Source organism: Pseudomonas sp. H3_A02 (assembly GCF_054671965.1).
Genome location: NZ_CP162807.1, coordinates 5,523,091 through 5,537,113 on the forward strand (window position 1 = coordinate 5,523,091; position 14,023 = coordinate 5,537,113).

General features: G+C 61.3%; 12 protein-coding genes. 10 read left to right on the plus strand and 2 right to left on the minus strand.

All coding sequences use genetic code 11. From position 1 onward, the window contains the following. The first annotated feature begins 2 nt into the window (after positions 1-2). From AB4N80_RS24260 to AB4N80_RS24290, 7 genes are all read left to right on the plus strand, one after another. Positions 3-647, plus strand: coding sequence for a cysteine hydrolase family protein (locus tag AB4N80_RS24260; protein WP_122568074.1), 645 nt, complete (start codon positions 3-5; stop codon positions 645-647). Beyond that, positions 644-1,993, plus strand: coding sequence for a type I glutamate--ammonia ligase (locus AB4N80_RS24265; RefSeq protein WP_460079219.1), 1,350 nt, complete (start codon positions 644-646; stop codon positions 1,991-1,993). Before AB4N80_RS24260 ends, AB4N80_RS24265 begins: the two co-directional genes overlap by 4 nt. Then, the gene (locus tag AB4N80_RS24270; RefSeq protein ID WP_122568072.1) at positions 1,977-2,729 is read left to right on the plus strand and encodes an N-formylglutamate amidohydrolase; all 753 of its coding nucleotides are present in this window, start codon (positions 1,977-1,979) and stop codon (positions 2,727-2,729) included. The genes AB4N80_RS24265 and AB4N80_RS24270 overlap by 17 nt, the downstream gene beginning before the upstream one ends. 73 nt (positions 2,730-2,802) lie before the next feature. Continuing rightward, the gene (locus AB4N80_RS24275; RefSeq protein WP_122568071.1) at positions 2,803-4,152 is read left to right on the plus strand and encodes an APC family permease; all 1,350 of its coding nucleotides are present in this window, start codon (positions 2,803-2,805) and stop codon (positions 4,150-4,152) included. Between the two features lie 110 nt (positions 4,153-4,262). After that, the gene (locus tag AB4N80_RS24280) at positions 4,263-5,279 is read left to right on the plus strand and encodes an arginine N-succinyltransferase (protein ID WP_460079224.1); all 1,017 of its coding nucleotides are present in this window, start codon (positions 4,263-4,265) and stop codon (positions 5,277-5,279) included. A gap of 61 nt (positions 5,280-5,340) precedes the next feature. Further along, positions 5,341-6,375, plus strand: a complete 1,035-nt coding sequence (gene astA, locus AB4N80_RS24285; protein ID WP_122568069.1) for an arginine N-succinyltransferase — start codon at positions 5,341-5,343, stop codon at positions 6,373-6,375. 142 nt (positions 6,376-6,517) lie between these two features. Further along, the gene (locus tag AB4N80_RS24290; RefSeq protein ID WP_122568068.1) at positions 6,518-7,387 is read left to right on the plus strand and encodes an isocitrate lyase/PEP mutase family protein; all 870 of its coding nucleotides are present in this window, start codon (positions 6,518-6,520) and stop codon (positions 7,385-7,387) included. A gap of 140 nt (positions 7,388-7,527) precedes the next feature. Here AB4N80_RS24290 and AB4N80_RS24295 read toward each other — a convergent pair whose 3' ends face one another. After that, on the minus strand, positions 7,528-8,757 hold the full coding sequence (locus AB4N80_RS24295) for an acyl-CoA dehydrogenase (protein ID WP_122568067.1): 1,230 nt from the start codon (positions 8,755-8,757) through the stop codon (positions 7,528-7,530). Positions 8,758-8,934: 177 nt separating this feature from the next. On the opposite strand from AB4N80_RS24295, the gene AB4N80_RS24300 reads away from it, so the two are divergent. The 3 genes from AB4N80_RS24300 (at position 8,935) to AB4N80_RS24310 (ending at position 11,402) form a co-directional block, all read left to right on the plus strand. Continuing rightward, the gene (locus AB4N80_RS24300) at positions 8,935-9,864 is read left to right on the plus strand and encodes a LysR family transcriptional regulator (RefSeq protein WP_109751673.1); all 930 of its coding nucleotides are present in this window, start codon (positions 8,935-8,937) and stop codon (positions 9,862-9,864) included. A 188-nt stretch (positions 9,865-10,052) separates the two neighbouring features. Beyond that, positions 10,053-10,454 (plus strand): MerR family transcriptional regulator, encoded by a 402-nt coding sequence (locus tag AB4N80_RS24305; protein ID WP_460079228.1) that lies wholly within the window; start codon positions 10,053-10,055, stop codon positions 10,452-10,454. A gap of 48 nt (positions 10,455-10,502) precedes the next feature. After that, positions 10,503-11,402, plus strand: coding sequence for a hydroxymethylglutaryl-CoA lyase (locus tag AB4N80_RS24310; protein WP_122568065.1), 900 nt, complete (start codon positions 10,503-10,505; stop codon positions 11,400-11,402). A gap of 653 nt (positions 11,403-12,055) precedes the next feature. On the opposite strand, the gene AB4N80_RS24315 is transcribed toward AB4N80_RS24310, so the two are convergent. Continuing rightward, complete coding sequence (locus AB4N80_RS24315) at positions 12,056-13,753, minus strand: AMP-binding protein (protein WP_305470423.1); 1,698 nt, start codon at positions 13,751-13,753, stop codon at positions 12,056-12,058. Positions 13,754-14,023: the final 270 nt, after the last annotated feature.

Sequence of the window (14,023 nt, forward strand, 5' to 3'; positions counted from 1 at the left end):
GGATGTTCTCGCTCCCCCACCGCTCCCCCCGGGATTTGCCGTTCACCCGCCAGCACACGGCGTTGCTGTTGGTGGACATGCAACGCGCCTGGCTGGAACCGCAATTCGATGCCCACCTGCACCGCCCCGAGGCCGAGTATTTCCTCCATCGGGCCCGCCAACTGGTCATTCCCAACCAGCAGCGTTTGCTCGATGCGATGCGAGATGCACAGCACAACGTGTTGCACACCCACATCGAAAGCCTCACCGCCGATGGCCGCGACCGTTCCCTGGACCACAAGCTGTCGGACATGCACCTGCCCAAAGGCAGCCCCGAGGCGCAGATCATTGTCGAGCTGACGCCGCAGGAAAACGAAATCGTGCTGCCCAAGACCTCCTCCGGGGTGTTCAATTCCACCAACATCGATTACGTGCTGCGCAACCTGCAGACCCGGCACCTGATCGTCGCCGGGATCGTCACCGACCAGTGCGTCGACATGGCCGTGCGTGACGCCGCCGACCGTGGCTACCTGGTCACGCTGGTGGAAGATGCCTGTGCCACCTACACCGAACAACGGCATCTGGCGTGCCTGAACGCGATCAAGGGCTATTGCTGGATCACTGACACCGACACCGTACTCGCTCGTTTGCGGGAGATGCAGCCATGAGTCACCTCGACGCCGCCCTCCTCGCGCCGCTGCCGGTCACGACCCTGGTGACCACCGACCTGATCGGCGTGACCCGCGGGCGCTCGTTTCCCAGCGATGAATTGCCCCACTACGTCACCGCCGGTTGTGGCTGGGTGCCGGCCAACAGCGCGTTGACGCCCCAGGACATCATCGCGTCGACCAACCCCTGGGGCGCCTATGGCGACCTGCGCCTGGTGCCGGACCTGTCCAGCCGGGTAACCGTCAACAATGGGCCCGACACCCAAGCGCCGGCCCTGGACTTCATTCATTGCGACATTCGGGAAACCGACGGCCGTCCCTGGAGCACCTGCCCGCGCACGCTGCTGCAGGGCGAAGTGGAGCGTTATCGCAGCGAACTGGGCCTGCAGGTTTTCGCCGCGTTCGAGCATGAATTCAACCTTGCCACCACGCCTGCGCAGCCTGATCGCCTGGCCTTCAGTCTCCAGGCCCAGCGCCAGCAGGCCGGGTTCGCCGGGTGGTTGCTCAGTGCCCTGCGAGCCGGCGGCGTCGAACCGGAAATGTTCCTGCCCGAATACGGCAAGCAGCAATACGAAATCACCTGTCGCCCGACCCTGGGCGTGGCCGCTGCCGACCGGGCGGTGAACGTACGGGAAATCACCCGCGAGATCGCCCGGCAGATGGGCCTGGACGTGAGCTTTGCCCCCAAGACCTCGGAAAATGCCGTGTGCAACGGCGTGCATCTGCACCTGAGCCTGCAAGACCTGAGCGCGGACCCGGTGCTGCATGACGCCGCCAGCAGCAATGGCTTGTCCAGCCTTGGCCAGCATTGGGCAGCGGGTGTGCTGCATTATCTGCCGGCGCTGTGCGCGCTGACGGCGCCGACGCCGTTGTCCTACGAGCGCCTGCAACCTCATCATTGGAGCGCCTCCTATGCGTGCCTGGGACAGCGCAACCGCGAAGCGGCGCTGCGCATCTGCCCGACCGTGAGCCTGGGTGGCAAGCCGCTGGCAAACCAGTACAACCTGGAGTTTCGCGCCATGGACGCCACCGCCTCGCCGCACCTGGCGATGGCGGCGCTGTTGATTGCCGGACGGCTGGGCATCCAGCAACGGCTGCCATTGCAGGCTGTCACCGATGAAATACCCGATGAGCTGGATGAATCACAACGTCGCTCCCGTGGCATTATCGCCCTGCCGACAACCCTGGCCCAGGCACTGGACTGCCTGCGCCACAGCGGGGCACTGCTCGAGACCCTGCCCGGCCCGCTGGCCGAAACCTATTTCGCCTTGAAGGCCCAGGAGCTGGCCTTGACCCAGGCGCTCTCACCTGCCGAGCGTTGCGAGCACTATGCACGAATCTATTGAATGCGCTGAATCAGGCCTCTACACCAGGCCGGCCTATCGATTGACCCGGGAGGAATCCGATCACCCGGTGTTGCTGGTGTGCGAACACGCCAGCCGTTTCATTCCCGTGGCGCTGAATGACCTGGGCCTGGATGAAACCGCGTCCCAGGAACACATCGCCTGGGACATCGGCGCCCTGCTCCTGGCTGAACGCCTGTCCGAAACCCTCGGCGCGACCTTGCTGTCGGCCAATTACTCACGGCTGTTGATCGACCTCAACCGCCCGCTGCATGTGCCGGACAGCATTCCGGCCCAGAGCGAGATCTACCAGGTCCCGGGCAACCACGACCTGGACGAGGCCACGCGCCAATACCGTCAGCAGCGCCTGTTCCATCCTTTCCATGACCGGTTGCGGGCGTTGATCGACCAGCGCCTGGCCGCCAACCGGCCGGTACGCGTGGTGGGCATCCATAGCTTCACCCCGGTGTTCTACGGCCAGCCACGCGCCCTGGAAGCCGGCGTGCTGTTCGGCGAAGCCAAGGAGTACGCCCAGCACATCGTCGACGGGCTGAGCCGGCATTCGCTGCGGGCAGCGGGCAACCAGCCCTACAAGATCAACCCCCTGACCGACATGACGGTCCCGGTGCACGGCGATGGCCGCGGCCTGGACTCGGTCTTGATCGAAGTGCGCAATGACCAGTTGCGCAGCCCCGAGGGAGTAAGGACCTGGAGCGCCTACCTGGCGCCTCTGCTGTAGATAGGCAGCGGCAAGTTTCCAGCGACAGACAACAAGCAAGCGCAACCCACACAGCTGAAAAGGAAAACGGCTCATGAGCATCGAGGCATTTGGCTACAAACAGGAATTGAAACGCGGCCTGTCGCTGACAGACCTGGTGGTATACGGGATGATTTTCATGATCCCCATCGCACCGTTCGGCGTGTATGGCTACGTCAACGCAGAAGCACCGGGGATGGTGCCGCTGGCCTACATCATCGGCATGCTGGCAATGCTGTTTACCGCGTTGAGCTACGGCAGCATGGCCCGGGCCTTTCCGGTGGCAGGTTCGGTCTATTCCTACGCGCAGCGGGGCCTTAACCCACACGTCGGGTTCATCGCCGGCTGGTTGATGCTGCTGGACTACCTGCTGATCCCGCCGCTGCTCTATGTCTACGCCGCCATGGCGCTGAACCATTTGTACCCGGACATTCCCAAGGTCGGTTTCATCCTGGCCTTCCTGGTAAGCGCGACTTTCGTCAACCTGCGGGGCATCACCTTCACCGCGCGGATGAACATCATTTTCTTGCTGGCACAGCTGGTGGTGCTGGGGATTTTCCTGTTCTACGCCTGGAATGCCCTGCACGGCGGGGCCGGTCACGGCCAACTGACCCTGGCGCCGCTGTACAGCCCGGAACACTTCAACTTCGCCCTGCTGATGCAAGCCGTGTCCATCGCGGTACTGTCGTTCCTGGGCTTCGACGCCATTTCCACCCTGGCCGAAGAAATCAAGGGCGACCCGGGCCGCAGTGTCGGCAAGGCAGCCTTGGTGACCTTGCTGGTGATGGGAGCGATTTTCGTGATGCAGACCTGGATCGCCACCGACCTGGCAGCAGGCATGGGCTTCAAGTCCGCCGACACCGCATTCTATGAAATCGCCGAATTGGCGGCCGGCAGTTGGCTGGCCACCTTGACCGCGGTGGCCACAGCCCTGGCCTGGGGCGTGGCGGTGGCGATCACCTCCCAAGCGGCAGTGTCGCGCCTGTTGTTCGGCATGGCCCGGGACGGCCAACTGCCCAAGGTGCTGGCCAAGGTCCATCCGAAACATAACACCCCTTACATGAGCATCTACCTGGTGGCGGTGTTGTCGTTGCTGATCTGCTACCTGTTCATCAACGCCGTGGACACCCTGACCTCCCTGGTCAACTTCGGTGCCCTGAGCGGCTTCATGTTGCTGCACATCACGGTCATCAACCACTACTGGCGCCGCCAGCAGTCCGGCCAATGGATTCGCCACCTGATCTGCCCGCTGATCGGCTTCGTGATCGTCGCGGCCATCCTGTACAACATGGGCGTGGCCGCGCAAAAGCTCGGCCTGATCTGGATCGCCGCGGGTGTGGTCTATCTGTGCCTGCTCAACAAATTCGGCAGTCGTACTGCCTTGCCCGATCCGGCGGGCCAATGAGAGGCGGCGGTCGAAGGGTTCGGCCAGCCGTGGTGACAACGCGTGGACATCGACAGTGATCGTCAAGCCCGGTGCCAGTCACCGGGCTCCCTGGAACAGGAGTGCAATCCATGCTGGCCTTACGTCCAGTTCAATTAGCCGATCTGCCGCAACTGCAACAACTGGCCCGTGCCAGCCTGGTGGGCGTCACGTCGCTGCCGGACGATACCCGGCGCCTGGAGGAAAAAATCCTCGACTCGTGCGCCTCGTTCGCAGTCGATGCGCAAGAGCCGGGGGCGGAGAATTACTTTTTTGTCTTGCAGGATCTGGAGTCCGGGCGCCTGGTCGGCTGTTCGGAAATCCTCTCCAGCACCGGTTGCAACGAACCGTTCTACAGCCTGCGCAACCGACCGTTTTCCAGCGAATCCCGGGAGTTGAATATCCAGCATGGCGTACCCGCCTTATCCCTGTGCCAGGACCTCAACGGGCAAACGCTGCTGCGTGGCTTCCACATCGACGCCGAACGGGTGCGCACGCCGGAATCAGAGCTGCTGTCCCGGGCCCGGCTGATGTTCATCGCCGCCCACCCCCAGCGCTTTGCCGAATCGGTCATCACCGAAATCGTCGGTTTCAGCAGCGAAGACGGCCAGTCGCCTTTCTGGGACGCCATCGGCCAGCACTTCTTCGACTTGCCTTATGCCGAAGCCGAACGGTTGTGTGGCTTGCAGAGCCGGACCTTTCTCGCCGAGCTGATGCCGCAATACCCGATCTACGTGCCCATGCTGCCGCCCGCAGCCCAGGCCTGCATCGGCCGGGTTCATCCCGACGGCCAGGAAGCCTTCGACATCCTCGAACGCGAGGGTTTCGAGACCAACAGCTATGTCGATATCTTCGACGGTGGGCCGACCTTGCATGCCCGTATCGTCAATATCCGTTCCATCACGCAAAGTCGCATCACCACGGCCAGGCAGAGCCCGCAGATTGACGCACGGGGCCTGTACCTGGTGAGCAACGAGCGCCTCGGCGGCTACCGGGCCATCGTCGCCGAACTGGACGTTAACGCCGACGGCCCAGTGGCCCTGTCGCCCGCCATGCTGACCGCCCTGGACATCCAGTCTGGCGCGCGGATCCGGGTGGTTGCCCTATGAACCTCAATCGATCCCATGGCCTGCACCGACGTTTGGACCGACACGATGAAGGAGTTGCAGCATGATTGTCCGTCCGGTGGCCATCACCGATCTGCCTGCCTTGCTGGACCTGGCCCGTTGCGCGGGTCCCGGGTTCACCAGCCTGCCGGCCAACGAAGAGCGCCTGGCCCACCGCGTTCGCTGGGCCCAGCGGACCTTCGCCGGCCAAGTCGAACGTGCCGACGCCGACTACCTGTTCGTGCTCGAAGACGATGACCGGCAGGTGGTGGGCATCAGCGCCCTGACCGGGGCGGTGGGGCTGCGTGAGCCTTGGTACAACTATCGGGTCGGGGTCACGGTCAGCTCGGCGCCGGAGCTGGGAATCCAGCGGCAGATCCCGACGCTGTTCCTCAACAACGAGATGTCCGGACAATCGGAAATCTGCTCGTTGTTCCTGCACCCCGAGCAACGCCACGGCCACAACGGACGCTTGCTGTCCCTGGCGCGCCTGCTGTTCGTGGCCGAGTTTTCCCAGCTGTTCGGCGAAAAACTCATTGCCGAACTGCGGGGCCATGCCGACGAACAAGGTTGTTCACCGTTCTGGGACAGCCTGGGACGGCACTTTTTCCAGAAGGATTTCAGCTACGCCGACCAGTTGTCCGGCATGGGCAACAAGTCGTTCATCGCCGAGCTGATGCCACGCCAGCCGCTGTACACCTGCCTGCTCACCGAACAAGCCCAGGCGGTGATCGGCAAGGCCCACCCGAACACCGAACCGGCCCTGAAGATCCTCAGTGCCGAAGGCTTCAGCCATAGAGGCTATATCGACATTTTCGACGGCGGCCCAGTGATCGAAGCACCGGTGTCGAAGATCCGCAGCGTACGCGACAGTCAGGCGCTGACCCTGGCCATTGGCACCCCGGACGAACGGGCGCCGATCTGGCTGATTCACAACCGGCGCCTGGCAAACTGCCGCATCACCAGCGCCCGCGCGCACCTGCATGGCCACAACCTGCTGGTCGATCGCCTCACCGCCAAACGCCTGCAAGTGCAACCGGGCGACACGGTGCGCGCCGTGGCATTACCCAGGCAGGGGCAACAGGCGGTGGCGGCCTAGTGGTCTATGGTCTCGCTTGATGCCATAACAGCATCGCCCATACACATTCGTCATCATCTTTGCGCTTGCCACGTGATAGCCTTTGGATCTTTCGGCGTTGACACTTTTGCTCAAGCCTTTCCATTCCATTGGTGGAACTCATATGTCCAGGCTTTCCCATCAAGATTTGCGTCGTAACTTTCGTCAACTGCTGGCTTCCCAGACCTGCTACCACACCGCCTCGGTGTTTGACCCGATGTCGGCGCGCATCGCCGCCGACCTGGGTTTTGAAGTAGGCATCCTGGGAGGCTCGGTCGCGTCGTTGCAAGTATTGGGCGCGCCGGACTTCGCCCTGATCACCCTCAGCGAATTTGCCGAACAGGCCACCCGTATCGGTCGCGTGGCCCAGCTGCCAGTGATTGCCGACGCCGACCATGGCTACGGCAATGCCCTGAACGTGATGCGCACCATCATCGAACTGGAGCGTGCCGGCGTGGCGGCACTGACCATCGAGGACACTTTGCTGCCAGCCCAGTTCGGGCGTAAATCCACCGATTTGATCGGCGTGGCCGAAGGTGTCGGTAAGATTCGTGCGGCCCTGGAGGCGCGAGTCGATTCGGAAATGGCGATCATTGCCCGTACCAACGCAGGAATTTTGCCGGTCCAGGAAATCATCAGCCGCACCCAGCAATACGAGCGTGCCGGGGCGGATGGGATTTGCATGGTGGGTGTGCAGGACTTCGAACACTTGGAGCAAATCAGCGAGAACCTGACGCTGCCGTTGATGCTCGTCACCTATGGCAACCCGAAGTTGCGCGACGACAAGCGCCTGGCCGAGTTGGGCGTGCGCGTGACCATCGATGGCCACGGCGCCTATTTCGCCGCGATCAAGGCCACCTACGACAGCCTTCGTGAACAACGGCAGATCTTCACCCAGGCGTCGGATCTCAGCGCTACCGAACTGACCCACACCTACACCCAGCCCGAGGAGTACATCCGCTGGGCCGAGGAGTACATGAGCGTCAAGGAGTAAGCGAATTCGCTGCCATAGGATTAGCCTGTGGGAGCAAAGCTTGCTCGCGATAGCGGTGGGTCAGCTTGCATCAATGTGGGAGGTACCACCGCCATCGCGAGCAAGCTTTGCTCCCACAGAGGCCCTTGGTGGGCCAGATCCTAGCCCTTGCTGCGCAGCATTTCCTTGGGCACGTATTTGCCGATCTCGAACTTGCCGATCGCGGCGCGGTGGACTTCATCCGGGCCGTCGGCCAGGCGCAGGGTGCGTTGCATGGCATACATGTAGGCCAGCGGGAAATCGTTGGAAACCCCGGCGCCACCGTGGATCTGGATTGCCCGGTCGATGACCTTCAAGGCCACGTTCGGCGCGACCACCTTGATCTGGGCAATTTCGCTTTTCGCCACTTTATTGCCGACGGTGTCCATCATGTACGCCGCCTTCAACGTCAGCAGGCGCGCCATGTCGATCTCCATCCGCGAGTCGGCGATCTTGTCGATGTTACCGCCCAGACGCGCCAGCGGCTGGCCGAAAGCGGTGCGGCTGACGGCACGCTTGCACATCAATTCCAAGGCGCGCTCGGCCATGCCGATGGAACGCATGCAGTGGTGAATCCGGCCTGGGCCGAGTCGACCCTGGGCAATTTCAAAACCGCGGCCTTCGCCCAGCAGGACGTTTTCGTACGGCACCCGCACGTTATCGAACAGCACTTCGGCATGCCCGTGAGGCGCATCGTCGTAGCCGAACACCGGCAACGGCCGGACGATCTTGACCCCGGGGGTGTCCACCGGGACCAGGATCATCGAATGCTGGGCATGACGCGGTGCATCCGGGTTGCTCAGGCCCATGAAGATCAGGATCTTGCAGCGCGGGTCGCACGCGCCTGAGGTCCACCACTTCTTGCCGTTGATCACCCATTGGTCGCCGTCACGCTCGGCGCGGGCGGCCATATTGGTGGCGTCCGAAGAGGCCACGTCCGGCTCGGTCATGGCAAAGGCCGAGCGAATCTCGCCGCGCAGCAGTGGCTCGAGCCAGCGTTGCTTTTGTTCTTCGTTGGCGTAGCGCACCAGCACTTCCATGTTGCCGGTGTCCGGCGCCGAGCAGTTGAACGGCTCCGGCCCCAGCAACGAGCGCCCCATGATCTCCGCCAGCGGCGCGTATTCCAGGTTGGTCAGTCCAGCGCCCAGCTCGGATTCCGGCAGGAACAGGTTCCACAGGCCCTCTGCCTTGGCCTTGGCCTTGAGCTCTTCCATGATGGCCGTGGGTTGCCAGCGGTCGCCCTCGGCCACTTGTCGTTCGAACACCGCTTCGGCCGGATAGACGTAGGCATCCATGAACGCCGTGACGCGTTCACGCAGTTCCTGAACCTTGGGGGAATAGGCAAAATCCATGAGCAGCACCTTCTGGGCAGAGGTTGTTTTAGGTCATGAAATCGATGCTAGTTCAGCTACGAAAATTTACCTAACCTATTCTCGGCGTGTATTAACATTCATCACCGATATATGTTTCACTGATTCTCATCGCCACCCGGCACCTCACAACAAGCCCAAGAACAAGAGTGCAGCGCCATGAATCTGAGCAAGGTCGACCTCAACCTTTTCATTGTCTTCGATGCGATCTACACCGAAGCCAACCTGACCCGCGCCGGGCAGATCGTCGGCATCACTCAGCCGGCCGTGTCCAATGCCCTGGCGCGTCTGCGCGAGACTTTCAACGACCCGCTCTTCGTGCGCACCGCCCAAGGAATGGTGCCAACGCCCATGGCCCAGAACATCATCGGCCCGGTGCGCAACGCCTTGTCGCTGCTGCGGGTGTCGGTGCAGGAAAGCCGGATCTTCAACCCATTGCAGGCCGTCAAGACCTACCGCATCAGCATGACCGACCTCACCGAAGGCGTGATCCTGCCGCTGCTGTTCCAGCGCCTGCGCCGCCTGGCCCCGACCGTGGCGATCGAGAGTTTCCTGTCCAAGCGCCGTGAAACCACCAAGGAACTGGCCGCCGGCCGCCTCGACTTCGCCGTGGATGCACCGCTCAACACCGACCCGCAGGTGCGCCACGTCAAGTTGATGGAAGATCGCTACGTGTGCGCCATGCGCAAGGGCCATCCGTTGGCAGGCAAGGAAAAGATCAGCCTCGACGATTACCTGGCCCAGACCCATGTGCACATTTCCAGTCGCCGCAACGGGTTGGGTTATGTCGACCTGGCCCTCGGCAAGATGGGCATCCAGCGCAAGATCGCCCTGCGTTCCCAGCATTACCTGATGGCGTCCCAGGTGCTGCAGCAGACCGACATGGTCATGACCGTCCCCGAGCGCTTTGCACGGCGTCACGATTTGCACGCCTTCCTGCTCCCGGTCAACGACGTGCCACCGGTGGAAACCCATCTCTACTGGCACGAAAGCACCGACCAGGACCCGGCCAACCGCTGGATGCGCGAGCAGATGATCGAGCTGTGCCAGCAGGTGACGGCCCATGAGAAAAAGCTCGACACGGTTTAGAAGATCAAAATTGTGGGAGCGAGCTTGCTCGCGATAGCGGTAGGTCTGCTCATATCAATGGCGACTGATCCGACGCTATCGCGAGCAAGCTCGCTCCCACAGGTTTTGTGTGCAATACCTCATTGCTTGACGCGAACGTCAACCTGCCTTTAGCTTAGCGCCAGCCCCTTTCGTTTTCGAGCGCTTCCATGAGCAGCCAGACCTACAGCATCTCCGACCTCGCCCGCGAACTGGATATCACCACCCGGGCCATCCGCTTCTATGAAGAACAAGGCCTGTTGAGCCCGGAGCGACGGGGCCAGGAGCGCATTTATTCGCCGCGGGACAAGGTCAGCCTGAAGCTGATCCTGCGCGGCAAGCGCATTGGCTTTTCCCTGGCCGAGTGCCGCGAGTTGATCGAACTCTACGACCCTTCCAGCGGCAATCAGAAACAGCTGCACAGCATGCTGGCGAAAATCGCCGAGCGCCGGGAACAGCTCGAACAGCAATTGCTGGACATCGAACAGATGAAACTGGAACTCGACACCGCCGAAGAACGCTGCATCCAGGCGCTGGAACAGACGATCAAAAGCGAGGAAATCGTCCAGTAACACACCATCGTTCTCGATACTTTGGCAACTCACCACAGGTCAATCTCCATGTCCCTCCCCTCCTTTGTACGCTTGATCGAAGTCGGCCCCCGCGACGGGCTGCAGAATGAAGCCCAGCCCATCAGCGTCGCCGACAAGGTGCGCCTGGTGGATGCCTTGAGCGCCGCCGGCCTGGGCTATATCGAAGTCGGCAGTTTCGTCTCGCCCAAGTGGGTGCCGCAGATGGCGGGGTCCGCCGAGGTGTTCGCGCAGATCCAGCGCAAGCCCGGCGTGACCTATGGCGCCCTGGCGCCGAACCTGCGGGGTTTTGAAGATGCGCTGGCGGCGGGCGTGAAAGAAGTGGCCGTGTTCGCCGCCGCGTCCGAAGCGTTTTCCCAGCGCAACATCAACTGCTCCATCAAGGACAGCCTGGAGCGCTTTGCGCCGATCATGGCGGCCGCCAAACAGCACGGCGTCAGTGTGCGCGGCTACGTATCCTGCGTGCTGGGCTGCCCGTATGAAGGTGCGGTCAAGCCTGAGCAAGTGGCTTGGGTCGCCCGGGAACTGTACGCGATGGGCTGCTACGAGGTCTCCTTGGGCGACACCATCGGCACGGGCACCGCGGGCGCTACCCGCAGGCTGTTCGAGGTGGTGGGCGCCGAGGTGCCACGGGACAAACTCGCCGGACATTTCCACGACACCTACGGCCAGGCCATGGCCAACGTCTACGCCAGCCTGCTGGAAGGCATCGCGGTGTTCGACAGCTCCATCGCCGGCCTCGGCGGCTGCCCATATGCCAAGGGCGCCAGCGGTAACGTCGCCACCGAAGACGTGCTGTACCTGCTCGATGGGTTGGGTATCGAAACCGGTGTCGACCTGGACGCACTGATCGCCGCGGGCCGGCAGATTTGTGATGTGCTCGGCCGCCCTACGGGTTCGCGCGTGGCCAAGGCCCGCAACGCACAGTGAGGTGTTACCGCCGGCTTTGTAACAGCGACGAAACGAGTAACACGGAAACAATTTGTCAGGTTTGGCCTGACATATTTTTCAGACGAAAATCACAACATATTGATTTATATGGATTTTTAAAAGTTGGCACGCCACCTGCTATATCTCTGGCATAACAAGAATAAAAAAACGCAGCAAACCCAATAAAAACAAGACGAAACGACTCTGACATAACAAAAACAACACGGCAGAGACGCAGCTAACAGATTTTTTTGGAGAAGATGGGCTTTTCAGGGTGCTTCCAGGAGCAACCCGCAACCGGGCAGAGAATAATAAAACTACCTTCAGGTAGCGCCCGAATCGGTTGGATCGCAAAGCGAAAAAGCAAATCAGCGCTCAAAAAAATACGTTTGCTCTTGATCCCGGATGGGGATCGCCAAAAACAGCGGTAAAGGGCCACGGCTACCAAAAACAACAACAGGCCGCCCCTCAATAATAAAAAAGAGCACGCGACGACAAAATTAAAGGGGAGCTTCGGCTCCCCTTTGTGCTGTCTGGGGTTTGGGTTTTTCGTGTGGGAGCGAGCTTGCTCGCGAAGACCGCGGCACCGTCAACATGTATGTCGCTTGGCACACCGCTTTCGCGAGCAAGCTCGCTCCCACAGGAGATTTTGCTCAGCCTTCTCTATCGCGCAGTTCTTCGATGCTGATTTCGCGCATGCGGAATTTCTGGATCTTGCCAGTGACCGTCATGGGGAATTCTTCGACGAATTTGAAATGACGCGGCGTCTTGAAGTGGGCGATGCGCGCCTTGCACCAGGCTTGCAGTTCTTGCTCGGTGGCGCTGTGGCCGGGATGGAACTTGATCCACGCCACGATTTCTTCGCCATAGCGTGAACACGGGATGCCGATCACTTGCACGTCCGCCACCGCCGGGTGGGTGAAGAAAAACTCCTCCAGCTCGCGCGGGTAAATATTCTCCCCACCACGGATGATCATGTCCTTGTTGCGCCCGACGATGCGGACGTAGCCCTGTTCGTCCATGGTTGCCAGGTCGCCGGTGTGCATCCAGCCATCCGCGTCGATGGCATCGGCGGTTCCCTTGGGGTTGTTCCAGTAACCGAGCATCACGCTGTAGCCGCGGGTACACAATTCGCCGACGGCGCCACGTGGAAGGAGATTGCCCGCCTCATCGATAATCTTGCTTTCCAGTTGCGGCTGGGTACGGCCGACAGTGGTCACACGCAGCTCCAGTTCATCTGAAGGACCGGTCTGCAACGACACCGGGCTGGTTTCCGTCATGCCGTAGGCAATCTGCACTTCGGCCATGTGCATTTCGTTGATAACCCGCCGCATCACTTCGATGGGACATGTCGCCCCGGCCATGATGCCCGTGCGCAGGCTGGACAGGTCGAAGTCACCCCGCTGCGGCTGGTCCAGCAGGGCGATGAACATGGTGGGCACGCCATACAGCGCAGTAGCTTTTTCCTCGGCCACGGCCTTGAGCGTCAGCAACGGGTCGAAGGCATCGTTGGGGTAGATCATGGTGCTGCCATGGGTCATGCAGCCCAGGTTACCCATGACCATGCCAAAGCAATGGTAGAGCGGCACCGGGATCACCAGCCGGTCGCCAGCTGTCAGGCCCAGGCTTTCGCCCACCATGTAACCGTTGTTGAGAATATTGTGATGACTGAGGGTCGCGCCTTTGGGAAAGCCGGTGGTGCCGGAGGTGTACTGGATATTCACCGGCTCATCGAAGTGAAGACTGGATTGGCGCTCGGCCAGTTGTCCAGGCGTCACCGCCGCCCCCAGGGCGGCCAGTTGCGACCAGGGCAGAAAGCCTGACGGCGGTTGGGCATCGAGGCTGATCACGCCGCGTAAATCCGGCAAGCGCTCGCTCTGCAGGTGGCCGATCGATTGCTCTCCCAGCTCCGGCGCCAGCGCTTGTAACATGGCGTGATAATCCGAGGTCTTGAACGCGCCGGCGCATACCAGCCATTGGCATCCAGATTGTTTGAGCACGTATTCGAGTTCAGAAACGCGATAGGCCGGATTGATGTTGACCAGAATCACGCCGATCTTCGCACTGGCGAACTGGCTGATGCACCACTGGGCGCAATTGGGCGCCCACACGCCGAGGCGGTCGCCGGTTTTCAAGCCCAGCGCCAACAACGCCCTGGCGTGCAGATCGACGGCCTCGGCCAGTTGCTGCCAGGTGTAACGCAGCGATTGATGGCGAACCACCAACGCCTCGCCCTCTGGATAACGGGCCACCGTCTGGTCGAAAACCTCGCCGATGGTTTGGGCCAGTAAAGCCTTGTCCTGCGAACCTTGGGTGTAGCTGAGTTGCGAATGCGAACCGGATTGATCCATGACGCCCCCTCTTATCTTTATTAGTGGGTTGCTACGCTTGGAGATGAACCTATAGCGTTAAAGCTTGCCAGCAACCTGTGGGAGCAAAGCTTGCTCGCGACGAAAACACCCCGGCCTATCTTTCGGAGACCGTGTCATCGTTCATCGCGAGCAAGCTTTACTCCCACATCGGGCATGCCTCTTCGCCGCCAGTGCCTGACTTACTCTGGCTCAAGTTGACGTTAACGTAAAGGACGATTGACAGCTTCTCATCGCAGGCTTACGTTAACG